This is a genomic window from Pseudomonas sp. TMW22080 (genome assembly GCF_022496745.1).
Lineage (GTDB): Bacteria > Pseudomonadota > Gammaproteobacteria > Pseudomonadales > Pseudomonadaceae > Aquipseudomonas > Aquipseudomonas bubulae.
This window is the reverse complement of record NZ_SCFF01000001.1, coordinates 1,358,879-1,378,108: the sequence shown is the minus strand read 5'-3', so window position 1 is coordinate 1,378,108 and position 19,230 is coordinate 1,358,879. Positions and strand designations below refer to the sequence as shown.

Sequence of the window (19,230 nt, the reverse complement as noted above, 5' to 3'; positions counted from 1 at the left end):
ATGTCGAGGGATGGAATATGAGTGCAGGTAAGGCTTTTTTGATTTTGCACGGCAAGCAGGCGCTCAACGAAGACGTGCGCGCTGCCGTTGAGCAGCAGCGGGCGGCGGGGTGGGAACTGGCGGTGCGGCTGACCTGGGAGGCCGGGGATGCGCAGCGTCTGGTACGCGAGGCGCTGGAGGGCGGCTACACCCGGCTGATTGCCGGTGGCGGCGATGGCACTTTGCGTGATATTTGCGAGGCGATGGCACTGGCCGATACCGAGGCCAGCCTGGTGCTGTTGCCGTTGGGCACCGCCAATGACTTTGCCCGGGCGGCCGGTGTGTCCCTGGAGCCCGCTCAAGCCCTGGCCTTGCTCGATGTGCCAGCCTGTCCCATCGATCTGGGTGAAGTCGACGGCCAGTTGTTTTTGAACATGGCCACCGGTGGCTTTGGTAGCCAGGTCACCGCCAATACCTCCGAAGACCTGAAAAAGGTCCTGGGCGGCGCTGCCTATCTGTTTACCGGGCTGTCGCGCTTTACTGAGCTGCACGCGGCCTATGCCGAGCTACAGGGGCCGGACTTTCACTGGCAAGGCGAGTTGCTGGCGCTGGGCATCGGCAACGGTCGTCAGGCCGGGGGCGGGCAAGTCCTGTGCCCTGAGGCGCTGGTCGATGATGGCTTGCTGGATATCAGCATTTTGCCAGCACCCACGGAAATCGTCGGTACGCTCAAGAGCCTGATGACCGAAGGCTGGGGGCTGGATAACCTGTTTGTCCGCGCGCGTTTGCCCTGGGTCGAGATCAAGGCCGCCGAAGGGCTGGCGATCAACCTCGATGGTGAGCCGCTTGCGGGCGATGCGATGCGCTTTGCCGTGCGCAAGGGCGCTTTGAAGGTCCACTTGCCCCAGGGGTCGCCTTTGCTGGGCCAGTCAGAACTGCGGGTTAGTTGATAGCTAAACGATATCAAGGTCCTGGGAATCCGGCCGATAAGGTCAGGCATCAAGTACCTACCCCAGGAGTTACTCATGGCCGGCATTCTCGACACGGTAGACCAGCGCACTCAACTGGTCGGTGAAAACCGACTGGAACTTCTCATGTTTCGTCTGGCCGGCAGGCAGTTGTTCGCGATCAACGTGTTCAAGGTGCAAGAAGTCCTGCAATTGCCAAAACTGACCTTGATGCCGCACCGCCATCCCCATGTGTGCGGCGTGGTCAACCTGCGCGGTAAAACCCTGCCGGTGATCGACCTGTCCCAGGCCATCGGCATGCGTGCGCTGGTGCCGGGCCCGGGCAGCACCATTATCGTCACCGAGTACAACCGCTCGGTGCAGGCCTTCCTGGTGGGCGGGGTTGACCGTATCGTCAATATGAACTGGGAGGCCATCCTGCCTCCACCCGCCAGTGCCGGGCGCAGTCATTACCTGACGGCCATCAGTAAGGTCGAGGAGCAATTGGTCGAGATCATCGACGTGGAAAAAGTTCTTGCCGAAATCGTGCCGTACAACGCCAAAGTCTCGCGCGAGAAGCTTGCCGATCCGATCTTCGAGCAAGTGCGCGGGCGTGAAGTGCTGCTGGTCGACGATTCCAGTGTAGCGCTGGCGCAACTGCGTGAAACGCTTTCGCAACTGGGGGTCAAGATGCATATCGCCAGCGATGGTTTGAAGGCGCTGAACATGCTCAAGGGCTGGGCCGATACCGGGCAGGTAATGACCGACAAGTTGCTGATGATCTTCACCGATGCCGAAATGCCGGAAATGGACGGTTACCGGTTGACCACTGAAATCCGTAATGACCCGCGTTTGCGCGCGCTGTATGTGGTGTTGCATACCTCGTTGTCCGGCAGCTTTAACGAGTCGATGGTGAAAAAGGTCGGGTGCGACAATTTTCTGTCCAAATTCCAGCCGGACAAGCTGGTTGATGTCGTACGTCAGCGCCTGATACTGGACCAACAACCTGCTTGAAGTCCCGCACCTTTGCATCAGTGATCGGCTCGTATACTGTGGCTTTTTTAACCCCGCAGGGAGCTGAGTCATGCTGCGTCTAAGCGCGCTTTATCGTTTTCCACTTAAATCCGGCAAGGGTGAAAGCTTGCCTCTGGCCACGCTGGACAAGCTGGGGCTGGTGGGCGATCGACGCTGGATGTTGGTGGATGAAGCCAGTGGGCGGTTTCTGACCCAGCGTGCCGACCCCAAAATGAGTCAGCTGTCTGCGCTGTGGAATGTCGCCGGTGGCTTGACCTTGAATGCCGAAGGGTTCGAGGCACTGGAGGTCGCAGTGCCGGATGCCGACACCGACCTGCGTGGCGTGACGATATGGCGCGACACCTTGCGTGTACCGGATGCAGGGGATGCTGCTGCTGACTGGCTAAGCCGCTTTGTAGAAAAGCCGGTGCGGCTGGTGCATGTGCCACTACAAAGGGCGCGCACCACGGAGTCGGGCTACGGCCGGGATGATGACCAGGTTGCGTTCGCCGATGGTTATCCGCTTTTGCTGATTGGCCAGGCATCGCTGGATGATATTTCGCACAAGATCGGCCGGCCGATGGACATGCTGCGTTTTCGCCCCAACCTGGTGATCGAAGGCAGCGAAGCCTTTGCCGAAGACGGCTGGAAGCGTATCCGCATCGGCGATGTCGAGTTCCGCGTGGTCAAGTCCTGCTCGCGCTGCATCCTCACTACTGTTGATCCGCATACAGGGGTGCGTGATGAACAGCGCGAACCGCTGGCGACCCTGATGACCTACCGCAAGCAGGAAAACGGCACCATGTTCGGTCAGAACCTGGTTAACGAGGGTAATGGCGTTCTGGAAGTCGGCATGCCGGTAACAATCCTGGAGTAGCCAAGCCCTGTAGCAGCTGCCTCGTTCCTTCGGCAGCTGCTACAGGCTACCTGTCACTGATCATCAAAATAGCGCTCATGCCAGTCCACTACAGGCTGTGGCGCATTGAGCTTTTGCCCGTAGATCACCGAATAAGACAACACGTTCTGCACGTACTGGCGGGTTTCGTCGAACGGGATGCTCTCGATCCACACGTCGAAGCCCAGGTGGTTGGCACCCTTGAGCCACTGGCGCACACGACCCGGCCCGGCGTTGTAAGCCGCTGAAGCCAGCACCCGGTTGCCGTTGAACTGGCCATGCACCTGGCTCAGGTAAGCGGCACCCAGCTGGATGTTCTTGTCGGGGTTAAGCACTTGCTGCGGCGAGGCCAGCGGGATGCTGAATTTTCGTGCGGTCTCTTTGGCGGTGGCGGGCATCAACTGCATCAGGCCGCTGGCGCCAACGCCGGAGCGGGCGTCATCCATAAAGGCACTTTCCTGACGGGTGATGGCGAATACCCAGCTGGAGTGCAAGCCGCGGAGTTTGGCTTCGCGCACCAGAGTATCGCGGTGGGCCATCGGGAAGCGAATGTCCAGGTCATCCCAGTACTGGGCCTGGCTGATGGTGCGGATAGCCGGGAAATACCACTTGAGGTCGTAAGCCAGCTTGGCCTGGGCGACCATTTCGTCACGGCTGAACAGGCGACTGACGTAATACCACTCACGACGACCATCGACCACCTGGCCGCGGTCATGGAATTCAAGTGCGCGCTGCACGCCTGGCGTATTGCGCACTTTTTTGATCAGTTGCGGGCTGAGCACCAGCGGCCGGTTGTTGAGTTGATAAGGGGTTTGCGCCCGGTCAGCGGCCAGGAACCCGTAGAAATCACGTTCGTTCGCGACTTTTTTGAACAGAACCTGAGCTTGCGGGTTTTTGGGTTCGGCCAGTTCAAGGCTGCGGGCCTGCCAGTAGCGCCAGCGGCTGGTGGTTGCCAAGTCTTGTGGGAGTTTGCGGGTGAGCTGGTAGGCATCTTCCCAGCGGCCCAGACGCAGCAGCAGACGCAGGCGCCACTCGGTGACGGTATTGTCCCGCAGTTCGGGGTCGTACTGGGTCATGATGTCCAGGCCGCGGCTGTCGTAGCGGCGGGCGAACGTCAGGCCGATTTCCCGGGCGATGGCGACTTTTTCATCGCGGGAAAAATGCATGTTGGTGGCGTAGGTGTCGAGCAGGGACGCGGCTTTTTCCGGGTCCTGACGTGCCAGGCGGCGCAGGCCCAGGCCTACGGCGTCAGACATGGCCTCGCTGGCCGGGGCAAAACGTGACGGCTGGCTGAGCATGTCGGGTTTTTGCGCCACGTCAATCATCAGCCGGGCTTGTGGGCCAAGCGTATTGAGTCCGTTGGCGAGTTGCGTGGCCAGGGCGTAATTACGTGCTTCAGCGGCCAGTTTGACCCGCTGCCAGCGTTTTTGCTCGGTCAGCTGGCCTGCCGCGGCCCATTGGCTGAACAGGGCATCGCAGGCGGCCGGTTGCGCCTTGCCGACCATCCAGAGTTTTTCTGCGCTGGCATAACCCTCGGCCTTGCGGTTGTGTTGCAACTCATATTGGCCGTTGAGGCAGTCCAGCTCGGTGAAGTTGAGCTTGGGGTCGTAGTACTTTGCGAAAGTGGCCCAGTCGCCACGGTCTGCCAGCCAGCGCAGCCAGCGCAGTTTCATCCAGTTGGCTTGCGGCAGGTCGCCATGTGCGGCGAGAAACTGTTCGATTTCTGTGTTGCTTGCGGACTTCAGGCGTGCGGTCAACTCGTCATAGGCCAGATACGGCGTAAGCGGGTAGCTGCGCAAGGCTGCGGAATTTTGAAAGTAAGGGCCGGAATCGCCTTTGGCCAAGGCGCGCTTGGCCTGGTCGTAGAGCTGGCGTTGTTGGGTCAGGTCTGCGCCATGGGCGGCTTGCACGGCGCAGCTGGTGAGAAGCAGGCAGGATAAAAAGTTGAAGAGACGACTGCGCATGAGGCTTCCGTACTGATAAAAAACGTGACGAGCGCAGGCCGAACCTGCACTGATTATTTCGTAGCTTAGCCTTTTGCCAGCGACGCGTGAACGTCTTGGCGGCCAACCATAGCAACTTGGCACTAAATGAAGGCAAGACGGCACCGTACAAGAAATACCCGGCCGCCCGGGGGTTCAAATCAGGTAGAATGCGCGCCCAGTTTTTGGAGAAGCTCATGACCCTGCTCAAATTCAGCGATGTGTCCCTTGCTTTCGGCTCTATGCCGTTGTTGGACAAGGTGTCCTGGCAGATCGCCCGTGGAGAGCGGGTGTGCATCATCGGCCGCAACGGTACCGGCAAGTCCAGCATGATGAAGCTGGTTAAAGGTGATCAAAAACCCGATGACGGCTCTGTTTGGCGCGCGCCCGGCCTCAAGATTGGCGAATTGCCGCAAGAGTTGCCGGTTGCCGACGAGCGGACTGTATTCGACGTTGTGGCCGAAGGCCTGGACGGTGTTGGCGAGTTACTGGCCCAGTACCATCACTTGAGCCAGAACATCGTCACCGATGCTGACCTGGACAAGCTGATGCACGTCCAGCAAGACCTCGAAGCCCGTGATGGCTGGCGCTTGCAGCAATTGGTGGACAGCACCCTGAGCCGCCTGCAATTGCCTGCCGACAAAACCCTGGCCGAATTGTCCGGCGGCTGGCGTCGTCGCGTCCTGCTTGCACAGGCTCTGGTTTCCGAACCGGATCTGCTGCTGCTCGACGAACCGACCAACCACCTGGATATCGGCGCAATCGCGTGGCTGGAAGAGGCCCTCAAGGACTTCCAGGGCGCGGTTCTGTTTATTACTCATGACCGTTCATTCCTGCAGAACCTGGCCACCCGGATTCTGGAGCTGGACCGTGGCGGCCTGATCGACTGGAATGGCGACTACGCCAGTTTCCTGGTGCACAAGGAAGCCACCCTGGCCGCGGAAGAAACCGCCAATGCGCTGTTCGACAAGCGTCTGGCTCAGGAAGAAGTCTGGATCCGCCAGGGCATCAAGGCCCGCCGCACCCGTAACGAAGGCCGCGTGCGCGCCCTGAAAGAACTGCGCGTAGAGCGCAGCGAACGTCGCGAGCGTACCGGCAAGGCGAATATCCAGCTGGACACGGCAGACAAGTCCGGCAAGCAAGTGATGGTGCTGGAAAACGTCAGCTTTGCTCACCCGGGTGGTCCGTTCCTGCTCAAGGACTTCTCGATGGTGCTGCAGCGCGGCGACCGTATCGGTCTGCTGGGTGCCAACGGTACCGGTAAAACCACGCTGCTCAAGCTGATGCTGGGCGGCCTGGTGCCAACTGAAGGTACGGTTGAAGAGGGCACGCGTATCGACGTGGCTTACTTCGATCAGCTGCGCCATCAGCTGGATCTGGAAAAAACCGTGATCGACAACGTGGCCGAAGGCCGCGACTTTATCGATATCGACGGCCAGAGCCGTCACGTGCTCAGCTACCTGGGTGACTTCTTGTTCAGCCCTCAGCGTGCCCGCACGCCGGTCAAGGCGCTGTCGGGTGGTGAGCGTGCGCGTCTGTTGCTGGCCAAGCTGTTCAGCAAGCCGGCCAACCTGCTGGTGCTCGATGAGCCGACCAACGACCTCGACGTTGAAACCCTGGAGCTGCTTGAGGAGGTGCTGCTGACCTTCAAGGGCACTGTGCTGATGGTCAGTCACGACCGGGCATTCCTCGATAACGTGGTGACCAGCACCCTGGTTTTCCAGGGCGAAGGCAAGGTTCGCGAGTACGTGGGCGGTTATCAGGACTGGCTGCGTCAGGGCGGTTCACCGCGCCTGCTGGGCGTGACCGAGAGCAAGTCGGGCAAAGCCGACCTCAACTCGGCCGTGGTCGAGGCTGCACCGGCACCTGTGGCTGCTCAGCCGGCTCCTGCGGCGAAAAAGAAACTCAGCTACAAGCTGCAGCGTGAGCTGGAAGCCCTGCCGGCCGATATCGACGCCAAGGAACAGGCCATTGCTGCGGTTGAAGCAGAAATGGCTGACGCTGGTTTCTATCAACTGCCTGCGGCCAAAACCGCGGAAGTGATTGCCAAGCTTGAAACATTGCAAGCCGAGCTTGAGCAGCTGGTTGAGCGCTGGGCCGAGCTGGATGCCTGATTGACCCCGTGCTGAACTGAAAAAGCCCGGCCCTTTTATAAGGGGCCGGGCTTTTTTGTGGTTGCTGCAGATAAACTCAGTCAGGTTTTTTCAGGCTGACCGCCAGCACGTCGCACGGTGCGCCATGCAGTACGTCGTTGGCGGTCGAGCCCAGCAGCAGGGCGAGGCCGTGGCGGCCGTGGCTGCCAACCACGATCAGGTCGCAGTTTTGCGCTTTGGCCAGGGCATGGATTTCCTGGCGCGGCTGGCCGTAGTTCAGGTGGCAGTAGTCCTTGTGCAGCTGCGGGTATTTGGCGATCAGGCGTTCAAGGCGTTCCTTGGCCTGGTCGAACTGTTGCTGCTGCAATTGCGAGAGATCCATTGGCACATCGCCGCCGAACGCCATCGCCATCGGTTCGACGATATGGATCAGTGACAATTTGGCGCCGTTGGCCTTGGCGCTTTCACTGGCGCGGTTGATCACGGGGTCACATTCGTCGGTCAGGTCGACGGCGACCAGGATATGTTCGTAGGGCATGTGGGGTGCTCCTGTAGATGGCGATTAATTATGAGTATGGCCCTTTTCCAGAGCCTTGGTTCAAGTCTGGGTCATGCGTTTATCAAGCAGTGAGAGTACAGATATGACGGTATGGATAGTGGTGTCAATCCTGGCACTGGTTCTGAGTCCCCTGGCGTGGTTGCGCCCGTCCCGGGGGCAAAGTGGTCGGATGGACCTGCGCATGGAGGCGCGGCGCATGGGGTTGTCCATGCAGCTGGCGCCTCAGGAGTGGCCGCACTGGCTTGAGCCGCAACCGCCCGGTTCCTGCGCGCAGTACCACCGTCCGCGCCGCAGTACTAAACCTGATGTTTGGTGCTATTGGCAATCGGCACCGGGAAAATGGCTCAATCGCTGGCAGGAAGAATGCGAGGACGAGCGCCTGCTGGCGCAGTTTCGCAAGCTGCCAGCCAATGTCTACAAGGTTGAGGCCGATAAACAAATGATTGTGCTGGTCTGGGGCGAGAAGGGCGAGGCTCAGGTGCTCAAGGCCATTGACGAGGTGCTCAAGGCGCTGGCATGACCCTTGTGGGGGCGGGCTTGCCCGCGATGGAATCGGCGGGGTGTGGCAGACAAACCGCGGCGTCTGAATCCCGAGCAAGCCCGCTCCCACGCTTTTCACCTGCAAGGCGCCTTAATGGTTTCGGGCGCTCATAGCGCAGGTGTCTAAACTGACTGCCGGGTCGTTTTGTCATCATTGTTTTGGACAATTGACAATCGATCGCTTTTCCGTGAAGGTGTCGACACCCAAATCAAACGGGCGTATGAATTGAGTGTTTGTCGTGTCGGACGATGCTTGTTCAATCCCGATTATCGCGTTGGCGGGTGTGCCTGGCGGATTGGCAACAGCATTGACGCAAAGGTCAGTGACAGCCAGACGCTAGCTTCTGACGTGTACTGTTCAGCTTCCATATCCTGGAGATCAGTTGATGATTTACGAAGGTAAAGCCATCACGGTTACGGCTCTTGAAAGTGGCATCGTCGAACTCAAGTTCGACCTCAAGGGTGAGTCCGTCAACAAGTTCAACCGTCTAACCCTGAACGAATTGCGTCAGGCAGTAGATGCGATCAAGGCAGATGCTTCGGTCAAGGGTGTCATCGTTTCCAGCGGTAAAGACGTGTTTATCGTCGGCGCCGACATCACCGAATTCGTTGAAAACTTCAAATTGCCGGATGCCGAGCTGATTGCCGGCAACCTGGAAGCCAACAGAATCTTCAGCGATTTCGAAGACCTCAACGTACCGACCGTCGCTGCCATCAATGGCATCGCGTTGGGCGGCGGTCTGGAAATGTGCCTGGCAGCCGACTTCCGGGTCATGGCTGACAGCGCCAAGATCGGCCTGCCGGAAGTCAAGCTGGGTATCTACCCGGGCTTTGGCGGCACCGTGCGTCTGCCACGCCTGATCGGCGTTGATAACGCGGTTGAATGGATTGCCTCCGGCAAGGAAAACCGCGCAGAAGACGCTCTGAAAGTAGGTGCCGTTGATGCTGTGGTCACCGCTGACAAGCTGGGCGCAGCTGCCCTGGACCTGATCAAGCGCGCCATCAGTGGTGAGCTGGACTACAAGGCCAAGCGTCAGCCGAAGCTGGAAAAGCTCAAGCTCAACGCAATCGAACAAATGATGGCGTTCGAAACCGCCAAAGGTTTCGTGGCTGGCCAGGCCGGCCCGAACTACCCGGCCCCGGTTGAAGCGATCAAGACCATCCAGAAAGCCGCGAACTTCGGTCGTGACAAGGCGCTGGAAGTGGAAGCTGCAGGTTTTGCCAAACTGGCCAAGACCTCCGCTTCAAACTGTCTGATCGGCCTGTTCCTGAACGATCAGGAACTGAAGAAAAAAGCCAAGATCTACGACAAAATCGCCAAAGACGTGAAGCAGGCCGCCGTTCTGGGTGCAGGCATCATGGGTGGCGGTATTGCCTATCAGTCGGCCTCCAAAGGCACGCCGATCCTGATGAAGGACATCAACGAACACGGCATCGAGCAAGGGCTGGCTGAAGCCGCCAAGTTGCTGGTGGGTCGCGTTGATAAAGGTCGCATGACTCCGGCGAAAATGGCCGAAGTACTGAACGGTATTCGTCCTACTCTGTCCTACGGCGATTTCGGCAACGTCGACCTGGTGGTCGAAGCGGTAGTCGAGAACCCGAAGGTCAAGCAAGCGGTACTGGCGGAAGTGGAAAACCATGTTCGCGAAGACGCCATCCTGGCTTCCAACACTTCGACCATTTCCATCAGCCTGCTGGCCAAGGCCCTCAAGCGTCCGGAAAATTTCGTCGGCATGCACTTCTTCAACCCGGTGCACATGATGCCGCTGGTTGAAGTGATTCGTGGCGAGAAGTCCAGCGACCTGGCTGTTGCCACCACCGTTGCCTACGCCAAGAAAATGGGCAAGAACCCGATCGTGGTCAACGACTGCCCGGGCTTTTTGGTCAACCGCGTATTGTTCCCGTACTTCGGCGGTTTTGCCCGTCTGGTCAGTGCCGGTGTCGACTTTGTGCGCATCGACAAAGTAATGGAAAAATTCGGCTGGCCAATGGGCCCGGCGTACCTGATGGACGTGGTCGGCATCGACACCGGCCACCACGGTCGCGACGTGATGGCTGAAGGCTTCCCGGACCGCATGAAAGACGACCTCCGCTCGGCGATCGACGCTCTGTACGAGTCCAAGCGCCTGGGTCAGAAAAACGGCAAAGGCTTCTATGCCTACGAGGCTGACAAAAAGGGCAAGCAGAAGAAAGTCGTTGATTCCAGCGTACTTGAAGTGCTCAAGCCAATTGTTTACGAGCAGCGCGACGTGACCGACGAGGACATCATCAACTGGATGATGATTCCGTTGTGTCTGGAAACCGTACGCTGCCTGGAAGACGGCATCGTTGAAACCGCAGCCGAGGCCGATATGGGTCTGGTCTACGGTATTGGCTTCCCGCTGTTCCGTGGCGGCGCACTGCGCTACATCGATTCGATCGGTGTTGCAGAGTTCGTGGCCCTGGCCGATCAGTACGCTGAACTGGGCGCGCTGTACCACCCGACTGCGAAGCTGCGTGAGATGGCCAAGAACGGCCAGAGCTTCTTCGGTTAAGCGCCCCATTAGAGTGAGAGTGAAATTATGAGCTTGAATCCTAGAGACGTGGTGATTGTAGACTTCGGTCGCACCCCGATGGGCCGCTCCAAGGGTGGCATGCACCGCAACACCCGTGCTGAAGACATGTCTGCGCACTTGATCAGCAAAGTGCTGGAGCGCAACAACAAGGTTGACCCGAGCGAAGTGGAAGACGTGATCTGGGGCTGTGTGAACCAGACCCTGGAGCAGGGCTGGAACATCGCGCGCATGGCGTCGCTGATGACCCAGATCCCGCACACCAGCGCTGCACAGACCGTAAGCCGCCTGTGCGGCTCGTCCATGAGTGCCCTGCACACGGCTGCGCAAGCGATCATGACCGGCAACGGTGACGTTTTCGTGGTTGGCGGCGTCGAGCATATGGGCCACGTGAGCATGATGCACGGCGTTGACCCTAACCCGCACATGTCGCTGTACGCGGCGAAAGCCTCGGGCATGATGGGTTTGACCGCTGAAATGCTGGGCAAGATGCACGGCATCACCCGCGAACAGCAGGACGCATTTGCAGTGCGCTCGCACCAGTTGGCGCACAAGGCGACGATTGAAGGCAAGTTCAAAGACGAAATCATCCCGATGCAGGGATATGACGAAAACGGCTTCCTGAAGATTTTCGACTACGATGAAACTATTCGTCCAGATACCACCCTGGAAAGCCTGGCGGCGTTGAAACCTGCTTTCAACCCTAAAGGCGGTACAGTGACTGCGGGCACGTCGTCGCAGATCACCGATGGTGCTTCGTGCATGATCGTGATGTCGGCTCAGCGTGCAAAAGACCTGGGCCTGGAGCCTTTGGCCGTTATCCGCTCCATGGCCGTTGCCGGTGTGGATCCTGCGATCATGGGCTATGGTCCAGTACCGGCTACGCAAAAAGCGTTGAAGCGTGCGGGCTTGAATATGGCTGATATCGACTTCATCGAGCTTAACGAAGCTTTCGCTGCACAGGCCCTGCCAGTGCTGAAAGATTTGAAAGTGCTCGACAAGATGAATGAGAAGGTTAACCTGCACGGCGGTGCCATCGCTCTGGGTCACCCGTTTGGATGTTCGGGCGCTCGTATCTCTGGCACTTTGCTCAATGTAATGAAGCAAAATGGCGGCACCTTCGGGTTGTCCACCATGTGCATTGGTCTTGGCCAGGGCATTTCCACCGTCTTCGAACGCGTCTAAGCGTTGCGATGATGGAAGCCGGGGCCTTGTGCCCCGGTTTTTGTTTTTAAGCGTTTTTATTTTTTTATTTTGCAGAGGGGCCGCAACATGCCGCTACAACCCGGGCTCTATCAACATTACAAAGGCCCTCAATATCGGGTATTCAGTGTGGCTCGCCACTCCGAAACCGAAGAGGATGTAGTGTTCTACCAAGCCCTGTATGGCGATTACGGCTTTTGGGTGCGCCCGCTGAGCATGTTCCTGGAGTCAGTCATTGTCGAGGGCGAACAGGTCCCGCGCTTTGCCCTGATTCAGGCCGAACCCAGCGTTTTTTCCCGGCCATAAGGCATGGTCGCGCAGAACCCTGTGCTTGACCTCACCTTGTAGCCACTATATATAGCGGTGCCGCGTCAGGCGCGAACCGCCTTTCACTTCTAGAATTCAGGAATTTTCTGATCCATGGGCAAATCGCTGGTCATTGTGGAATCCCCGGCTAAGGCCAAGACCATCAACAAGTACTTGGGTAACGAGTACGTGGTGAAGTCGAGTATCGGCCATATCCGAGACCTGCCCACCAGCGGTTCGGCTAGCGCCAGCAAAGAACCTGCTGCCAAGCGTGGTAAGGCTGCGGCCGGCGAGGCGCCGGCCCTGTCGCCAAAAGAGAAAGCTCAAAAGCAGCTGATCTCGCGCATGGGCGTCGATCCGGAACATGGCTGGAAAGCCAAGTACGAGATCCTCCCGGGCAAGGAAAAGGTCATCGAAGAGCTGCGCCGGCTCGCCAAGGATGCTGACACCATCTATCTCGCAACCGACTTGGATCGCGAGGGGGAAGCCATTGCCTGGCACCTGCGCGAAGCCATCGGGGGTGATGACAGCCGCTACAAGCGCGTGGTGTTCAACGAAATCACCAAAAAGGCGATTCAGGAAGCTTTTTCCAAGCCGGGTGAACTGGATATCAACCGGGTCAACGCTCAGCAGGCACGCCGTTTTCTCGACCGTGTAGTGGGTTACATGGTTTCGCCGCTGCTGTGGGCCAAGGTTGCCCGTGGCCTGTCGGCAGGCCGTGTGCAATCGGTGGCGGTGAAGCTGGTGGTGGAGCGTGAGCGCGAAATTCGTGCGTTCAACCCCGAAGAATACTGGGAAATTCACGCCGACCTTGGCACCGCCAAGGGTGCCAAGGTGCGCTTCGACGTTGCCCGCGAAAAAGGCGAGGCGTTCAAGCCGCTGAACGAAACCCAGGCCATGGCTGCCCTGGAGAAGCTCAAGGCTTCCAGCTACAGCATCGTCAAGCGTGAAGACAAACCGACCAGCAGCAAGCCGTCGGCGCCGTTTATCACGTCCACCCTGCAGCAGGCAGCGAGCAATCGCCTGGGCTACGGGGTGAAGAAAACCATGATGATGGCCCAGCGCTTGTATGAAGCGGGCTACATCACGTACATGCGTACCGACTCCACCAACCTGTCGGCCGATGCGGTCGAAATGGCACGCACCTACATTGAAGGCGAGTTCGGCGCGGACTACCTGCCGCCGGCAGCCAACGTGTACAGCAGCAAGGAAGGCGCACAGGAGGCTCACGAAGCGATTCGTCCTTCCGACGTCAACATGCACCCGAGCAAGCTGACGGGCATGGAGCGCGACGCTGAGCGCCTTTACGAGCTGATCTGGCGCCAATTCGTGGCATGCCAGATGCTGCCGGCCAAATACCTGTCGACCACCGTCACTGTGGCGGCCGGTGATTTTGAGCTGCGTGCCAAAGGTCGCATCCTCAAATTCGACGGTTACACCCGTGTGATGCCGCAAATTGCCAAGCCGGGCGACGACGACGTGCTGCCGGACATGGCCCAGGGCGATAAGCTCAAGTTGATCGAGCTCGATCCGAGCCAGCACTTCACCAAGCCACCTGCGCGTTACTCCGAGGCCAGCCTGGTAAAAGAGATGGAAAAACGCGGTATCGGTCGTCCTTCGACCTATGCGGCGATTATCTCGACCATTCAGGATCGTGGTTACGTGGCGTTGCACAACCGCCGTTTCTACTCCGAAAAAATGGGCGATATCGTTACCGAGCGCCTGTCTGAAAGCTTCTCCGACCTGATGGACTACGGTTTTACCGCCGGCATGGAAGAGAACCTCGATGACGTTGCGCAAGGTGAGCGCGACTGGAAAAACGTCCTGGACGAGTTCTACGGCGACTTCAAGAAGAAGCTTGAAGTTGCTGCTGCGCCGGAAGGTGGCATGCGCGCCAACCAGCCAGTCATGACAGATATTCCGTGCAAGGAATGTGGTCGTCCGATGCAGATTCGTACGGCATCGACCGGCGTATTCCTGGGTTGCTCGGGCTACAGTCTGCCGCCGAAAGAACGCTGCAAGGCCACGGTCAACCTGGTGCCGGGCGATGAAATTGCCGCCGACGACGAAGGTGAATCCGAGTCGCTGGTACTGCTGGGCAAGCACCGTTGCCCGATTTGCAGCACGGCCATGGACGCTTACCTGCTGGACGAGAAGCACAAACTGCATATCTGCGGTAACAACCCGGATTGCGTTGGCTACGAGATCGAGGAAGGCAACTACCGGATCAAGGGCTACGAAGGGCCGAGCCTTGAATGCGACAAGTGCGGCAGCGAGATGCAGCTCAAAACCGGTCGTTTCGGCAAGTTCTTCGGCTGTACCAATGCCGAATGCAAAAACACCCGCAAACTGCTGAAAAGCGGTGAAGCGGCGCCGCCGAAAATGGATCCGGTGAAGATGCCGGAGCTCAAGTGCGAGAAGGTCAACGACACGTATATCCTGCGTGACGGCGCTTCGGGGTTGTTCCTGGCGGCCAGCCAGTTCCCCAAGAACCGCGAGACCCGAGCGCCGCTGGTGATTGAAATCATTCCGCACAAGGACGAGATCGATCCCAAGTACCATTTCCTGTGTGAAGCACCGAAGAAAGACCCGGATGGTCGCCCGGCGGTGATTCGCTACAGTCGCAAAACCAAAGAGCAGTACGTACAGACCGAAGTGGATGGCAAGCCGACTGGCTGGCGTGCGTTCTACGATGGCAAGAGCTGGAAGGTTGAAGACAAGCGTAAAGACAAAGACGCCTGACCCGAGCTGATAGCTGAATAAAAAACCGCGCAAGGGCTGCATGCCTTGCGCGGTTTTTTTTTGCCGGTTCCGGTCGTGGTTGTCGCCGCTGGAGCACTTTTTGTGGGAGCGGGCTTGCTCGCGATGGCACGTGACGCTAGGGAACGTGGGCCTTGCGCCAGCACGCCCTGATCCCTGAGACTGCACGACCTGCCTTTACCCATCCGCTGTGGAGCGCCCGCATGGCTCACGAACTCTATACCCGCACCAATCAGAAGATCTATTTCGCCGGTCTGGCCCTGGAGGCCATGAACAAGGCGAGCGAAGGTCGGGCCATGAATGCCCAGGCGCTGGTTCAGGCCGAGCGCGAGGCGGCGGTATTCCATTTATATGGTGCCTTGCTAGGCCTGTGTCATGAAATTGCAGGCTTTTATCGCCTGTCACAAGCCAGCGCACCACGGGTTGAGTTGTTGCTCACCCGGCAGGTGCTGGACGAGAAAGCCATCCCTGAACTGGCAGAGCTGGTCGAGCTGGCTTGCGCGCCGCAAACCTGGCTGGCGCAGCTGGTGGCCACCCATGCAGCGCTGTATCAGCCGCTGCAGGCGCCGAAAAAGGTCAAGGCAGATGTATTCCAGCCTTTGATCGATACGGTCAGCCTGGAGGACGAGGCGCCACATGAGCTAAGCCGCGAAACCATGGAAGAGTGGCGCCAGAATCTCAAGGCGCTGGCCATTCGGTTCCGTGATGGACTCAATGAGTGCTGAGGGTCATAAGCGAAACGGTACAGTCATTCATCAGTCTGTAGTACAAAGCGCACAGATCCTGGGAATTTCCCATAGGATGGCTGATATACTCCCACGCTTTCGTGGAGAACAAATTTATATGCCAACGTCCTTTCTAGAAATTGTCGAGTTGCCAGACGGCCGCATCGAGTTGCGCCGTGCTGAGGACGAAGGGTCTTTGGTCACGCTGAATTTTTCTGAAGATGCCAAGGCTTTTCTTCAGGGTCAGCACGTAGAGGTGGCCAAGGCCATGCTCAGCGTCGGCGTGCAAATGGCGGGTCGGCTGGCAGAAGGCGAGCTGGAAAAAGACGACGGGCCGCGCATTCTTCATTAATCGCCCCGCAACCCTGTGCCGCAGCCAGGCAAGTGCATTCTGCACTGGCCCTGTGGCAGCGTTGCTTGTTTAGCCCAGGCGAATATTCAGGCTTTGCCCGTGACCGGTGCGGGCTGCGCTGATCAACTGTTGGCGTGCAGCGCTGTTCAGCGGGTTGATCCAGCTGACAACGGTGTGGCTGCGGCCCAGGCGTAGCGCTTCGCAGGTGAGCTGCAACGCGCTTTTATTGCCGTTGGGCTGCAGCAGCAAAATTCGCTCGCGGTTCAGCCCTGCATCGCGCAGCCAGCTTTGGGTCAGGCTGGCCGGTGGTGCGATAAGGGTCAACCAGCGGGCGTTTTGCTGCTCGCTCAGTTCGCGCAGCATGGGGGCAAGCAGGTTCAGGCAGTTTCCGGCAGCACCGCGTAGCGACAGCTCACTGAAGACTTCAGGTTCGGCGCTCCAGGGTGATTCGAGCACGTCCTTGATCGCAGGGGCCATGGGCTGTGCCATGAACGCCTCGAACAGGGTCAGTTGTGCGGGCAGCGGTGTGTGGGGGAACTGCATGACGCCTCCTATTAGCGGCGAATAACGCCGACGCTCAGGCCTTCAATAACCAGTTCCTGCTCCTTGAGATTGACTTCAATAGGGGCAAAATCCGGATTTTCAGCGATAAGCCAGACTTTGCTGCCTTCACGCTTGAAGCGTTTTACGGTCACTTCGTCGTCGATGCGGGCTACCACGATCTGGCCGTTGCGCGCTTCGCGGCAGGTATGCACAGCCAGCAGGTCGCCATCGAAGATGCCGACGTCCTTCATGCTCATGCCCTGTACGCGCAGCAAGTAATCAGCTCGCGGATGGAAGAAGGTCGGGTTGATGTTGCAGGACTCTTCAACGTGTTCCTGCGCCAGGATCGGCGCACCGGCAGCAACCCGGCCGATGATGGGCAGGGTGGATTCGTCAGCCTTGGCTTCGAAGCCGGGAATGCGAATGCCTCGTGAAGCCCCAGGGGTCATCTCGATGGCACCCTTGCGGGCCAGGGCCTTGAGGTGCTCTTCGGCAGCGTTGGGTGACTTGAAGCCCAATTCCTGTGCGATCTCGGCACGGGTGGGCGGGTATCCGTTGTCATCCAGGCATCGCTTGATGAAAGCCAGGATCTCAGCTTGGCGTGGCGTCAGTTTTAACATGATGATCGCTCTGTCTTTTTATACAGTGACTGGGATTATATACAGTGAAGGCGTATTGGCAATCATCCATTTCCGGCAGTCCGCTGGACGGTCGTCGATAAGCGCTGTGGCCCGTACCTTATCAGTTGGGGCCGGGCTGGCCGAGGCTGTGGTTAAATGCGAAACCGACCGGTCGCAAAACGAATAGGTCATCTTGACTTTTGACTGGCTGAAACGTATGTTTCAAACAAGTGTTTAAATGTTTGTCAGGCGGAGTAGTCATGGCCCAGTCGGAAACCGTTGAACGTATCCTTGATGCTGCCGAGCAGCTGTTCGCGGAAAAAGGGTTTGCTGAAACTTCATTGCGGCTGATTACCAGCAAGGCCGGGGTCAATCTGGCGGCGGTCAATTACCATTTTGGTTCAAAGAAAGCGCTGATCCAGGCGGTGTTCTCACGCTTCCTGGGGCCTTTCTGCGCCAACCTGGACCGTGAGCTGGAGCGCCGTCAGGGCAAGCCGGAGAATCGCCCGACTCTTGAGGAGTTGCTGGAGATGCTGGTCGAGCAGGCGCTGGTGATTCAGCCACGCAGTGGCAACGACCTGTCGATCTTCATGCGTTTGCTGGGTCTGGCCTTCAGCCAGAGCCAGGGCCACTTGCGCCGCTATCTTGAAGACATGTACGGCAAGGTGTTCCGCCGCTATATGCTGCTGGTCAATGAAGCGGCTCCGCAGATCCCGCCCATCGAGCTGTTCTGGCGCGTGCATTTCATGCTCGGCGCGGCGGCCTTCAGCATGTCGGGGATCAAGGCGCTGCGTGCCATTGCCGAGACCGATTTTGGCGTTAACACCTCGATCGAGCAGGTGATGCGCCTGATGGTGCCGTTTCTCGCCGCCGGCATGCGTGCCCAGAGCGGCGTCAGCGATCCGGCCATGGCCAGTGCGCAGATGCGTCCTCGCAGTAAAACTGCACCGGTCAGCGTCAAGGTTTGACCCGCTGCGGGTGGGCGCGGCAGCTTTGATCCGCTAAGCTAGCTGTCATGCCCAGCCCTGTCTTGTTCCCGTCTGCCAATTCGCCGCCGCCTCTCTGGAGTGCGGTGCGCAGGCCCGTGCCTGCGTATCCGGACCGGTTAACAAGCGCTCTCTCTTTCTAAAGGATTTCCCATGAGTTCTGCCTTGCAAGGCTCCTTGATGGTGGACGTCGCCGGTACCTGGCTGACGGCTGAAGACCGGCAATTGCTGCGCCAGCCTGAAGTGGGCGGATTGATCATCTTTGCACGCAATATCGAGCACCCGCGCCAGGTGCGTGAGTTGAGTGCTTCTATTCGGGCCATACGACCGGACCTGCTGCTGGCGGTCGATCAGGAAGGTGGCCGCGTGCAGCGCCTGCGTCAGGGCTTTGTGCGCCTGCCTGCCATGCGCGCCATTGCCGACAACCCCAATGCCGAGTACCTGGCCGAGCAATGTGGCTGGATCATGGCCACTGAAGTGCTGGCGGTGGGGCTGGACTTGAGCTTTGCCCCGGTTCTGGACCTGGACTATCAGCGCAGTGCTGTGGTCGGCAGCCGCTCGTTCGAGGGTGACCCCGAGCGCGCCGCTGTATTGGCCGGGGCATTCATTCGCGGGATGAACGACGCGGGCATGGCTGCCACCGGCAAGCACTTTCCGGGGCACGGGTGGGCTGAAGCTGACTCTCATGTAGCCATCCCTACGGATGAGCGCAGCCTGGAGCAGATCCGTGCCCATGACCTGGTGCCGTTTGCCCGTTTGAGCAAGCAACTGGCGGCGGTCATGCCGGCCCATGTGATCTATCCGCAAGTCGACAGCCAGCCCGCAGGTTTTTCCCGGCGCTGGCTGCAGGACATCCTGCGCGGTGAACTGCAATTTGATGGTGTTATTTTCAGTGACGACCTGTCGATGGCTGGTGCTCATGTGGTGGGTGATGCCGCCAGTCGTATCGAGGCTGCCTTGTCGGCCGGTTGCGACATGGGCCTGGTATGCAACGACCGCGCCGCGGCAGAGCTGGCACTCAGTGCTGCGCAGCGCTTGAAAGTTACGCCATCGCCACGGATTGCGCGCATGCGTGGCCAGGCCTGGGCCAGTACCGATTATCGCCAGAGCCCGCGCTGGCTGGTGGCGATGGGCGCACTCAAAGATGCTCAATTAATTGATTAAGGGATCTGCC

General features: G+C 58.9%; 17 protein-coding genes. 13 read left to right on the top strand and 4 right to left on the bottom strand.

Annotation, left to right across the window (positions count from 1 at the left end):
* The first annotated feature begins 17 nt into the window (after window positions 1-17).
* The 3 genes from yegS (at window position 18) to EQV96_RS05995 (ending at window position 2,817) form a co-directional block, all read left to right on the top strand.
* Window positions 18-929: a lipid kinase YegS gene (yegS, locus tag EQV96_RS06005; protein ID WP_095002219.1), complete on the top strand. Its 912-nt coding sequence runs from the start codon at window positions 18-20 to the stop codon at window positions 927-929.
* 75 nt (window positions 930-1,004) lie between these two features.
* Window positions 1,005-1,940 carry a chemotaxis protein CheV gene (locus EQV96_RS06000; RefSeq protein WP_095023995.1) on the top strand — a complete coding sequence of 312 codons (936 nt, stop codon included), beginning with the start codon at window positions 1,005-1,007 and terminating at the stop codon, window positions 1,938-1,940.
* 70 nt (window positions 1,941-2,010) lie between these two features.
* Window positions 2,011-2,817 carry an MOSC domain-containing protein gene (locus EQV96_RS05995; RefSeq protein ID WP_095002217.1) on the top strand — a complete coding sequence of 269 codons (807 nt, stop codon included), beginning with the start codon at window positions 2,011-2,013 and terminating at the stop codon, window positions 2,815-2,817.
* A 53-nt stretch (window positions 2,818-2,870) separates the two neighbouring features.
* Here EQV96_RS05995 and EQV96_RS05990 read toward each other — a convergent pair whose 3' ends face one another.
* Window positions 2,871-4,799: a transglycosylase SLT domain-containing protein gene (locus EQV96_RS05990; protein ID WP_095019371.1), complete on the bottom strand. Its 1,929-nt coding sequence runs from the start codon at window positions 4,797-4,799 to the stop codon at window positions 2,871-2,873.
* Between the two features lie 215 nt (window positions 4,800-5,014).
* Here EQV96_RS05990 and EQV96_RS05985 point away from each other — a divergent pair, with 215 nt between their 5' ends.
* Window positions 5,015-6,931: an ATP-binding cassette domain-containing protein gene (locus tag EQV96_RS05985; RefSeq protein WP_016780043.1), complete on the top strand. Its 1,917-nt coding sequence runs from the start codon at window positions 5,015-5,017 to the stop codon at window positions 6,929-6,931.
* Between the two features lie 76 nt (window positions 6,932-7,007).
* Here the strand turns inward: EQV96_RS05985 and EQV96_RS05980 are convergent, their stop codons facing one another.
* Complete coding sequence (locus tag EQV96_RS05980; RefSeq protein WP_016780044.1) at window positions 7,008-7,448, bottom strand: universal stress protein; 441 nt, start codon at window positions 7,446-7,448, stop codon at window positions 7,008-7,010.
* A gap of 103 nt (window positions 7,449-7,551) precedes the next feature.
* Here EQV96_RS05980 and EQV96_RS05975 point away from each other — a divergent pair, with 103 nt between their 5' ends.
* The 7 genes from EQV96_RS05975 (at window position 7,552) to EQV96_RS05945 (ending at window position 15,907) form a co-directional block, all read left to right on the top strand.
* Window positions 7,552-7,989, top strand: a complete 438-nt coding sequence (locus tag EQV96_RS05975; protein WP_088379313.1) for a hypothetical protein — start codon at window positions 7,552-7,554, stop codon at window positions 7,987-7,989.
* A 406-nt stretch (window positions 7,990-8,395) separates the two neighbouring features.
* The gene (gene fadB, locus EQV96_RS05970) at window positions 8,396-10,543 is read left to right on the top strand and encodes a fatty acid oxidation complex subunit alpha FadB (RefSeq protein WP_240881560.1); all 2,148 of its coding nucleotides are present in this window, start codon (window positions 8,396-8,398) and stop codon (window positions 10,541-10,543) included.
* Window positions 10,544-10,570: 27 nt separating this feature from the next.
* Window positions 10,571-11,746 carry an acetyl-CoA C-acyltransferase FadA gene (fadA, locus tag EQV96_RS05965; protein ID WP_095002214.1) on the top strand — a complete coding sequence of 392 codons (1,176 nt, stop codon included), beginning with the start codon at window positions 10,571-10,573 and terminating at the stop codon, window positions 11,744-11,746.
* Between the two features lie 87 nt (window positions 11,747-11,833).
* Window positions 11,834-12,070, top strand: coding sequence for a DUF1653 domain-containing protein (locus EQV96_RS05960; RefSeq protein WP_095002213.1), 237 nt, complete (start codon window positions 11,834-11,836; stop codon window positions 12,068-12,070).
* A 114-nt stretch (window positions 12,071-12,184) separates the two neighbouring features.
* Window positions 12,185-14,812 (top strand): type I DNA topoisomerase, encoded by a 2,628-nt coding sequence (gene topA, locus EQV96_RS05955; protein ID WP_095019369.1) that lies wholly within the window; start codon window positions 12,185-12,187, stop codon window positions 14,810-14,812.
* 221 nt (window positions 14,813-15,033) lie between these two features.
* A complete protein-coding gene (locus EQV96_RS05950) occupies window positions 15,034-15,555 on the top strand; it encodes a DUF6586 family protein (RefSeq protein WP_095020292.1) in 522 nt (173 codons plus the stop codon).
* A 118-nt stretch (window positions 15,556-15,673) separates the two neighbouring features.
* A complete protein-coding gene (locus EQV96_RS05945) occupies window positions 15,674-15,907 on the top strand; it encodes a hypothetical protein (protein ID WP_003446620.1) in 234 nt (77 codons plus the stop codon).
* 69 nt (window positions 15,908-15,976) lie between these two features.
* Here EQV96_RS05945 and sulA read toward each other — a convergent pair whose 3' ends face one another.
* Window positions 15,977-16,450 (bottom strand): SOS-induced cell division inhibitor SulA, encoded by a 474-nt coding sequence (gene sulA, locus EQV96_RS05940; protein WP_095002210.1) that lies wholly within the window; start codon window positions 16,448-16,450, stop codon window positions 15,977-15,979.
* Window positions 16,451-16,461: 11 nt separating this feature from the next.
* Window positions 16,462-17,070 carry a transcriptional repressor LexA gene (lexA, locus tag EQV96_RS05935; protein ID WP_029611310.1) on the bottom strand — a complete coding sequence of 203 codons (609 nt, stop codon included), beginning with the start codon at window positions 17,068-17,070 and terminating at the stop codon, window positions 16,462-16,464.
* A 260-nt stretch (window positions 17,071-17,330) separates the two neighbouring features.
* Here lexA and EQV96_RS05930 point away from each other — a divergent pair, with 260 nt between their 5' ends.
* On the top strand, window positions 17,331-18,038 hold the full coding sequence (locus tag EQV96_RS05930) for a TetR/AcrR family transcriptional regulator (protein ID WP_095002208.1): 708 nt from the start codon (window positions 17,331-17,333) through the stop codon (window positions 18,036-18,038).
* Between the two features lie 183 nt (window positions 18,039-18,221).
* The gene (nagZ, locus tag EQV96_RS05925; protein WP_169916728.1) at window positions 18,222-19,220 is read left to right on the top strand and encodes a beta-N-acetylhexosaminidase; all 999 of its coding nucleotides are present in this window, start codon (window positions 18,222-18,224) and stop codon (window positions 19,218-19,220) included.
* The last annotated feature ends 10 nt before the right edge of the window (window positions 19,221-19,230 follow it).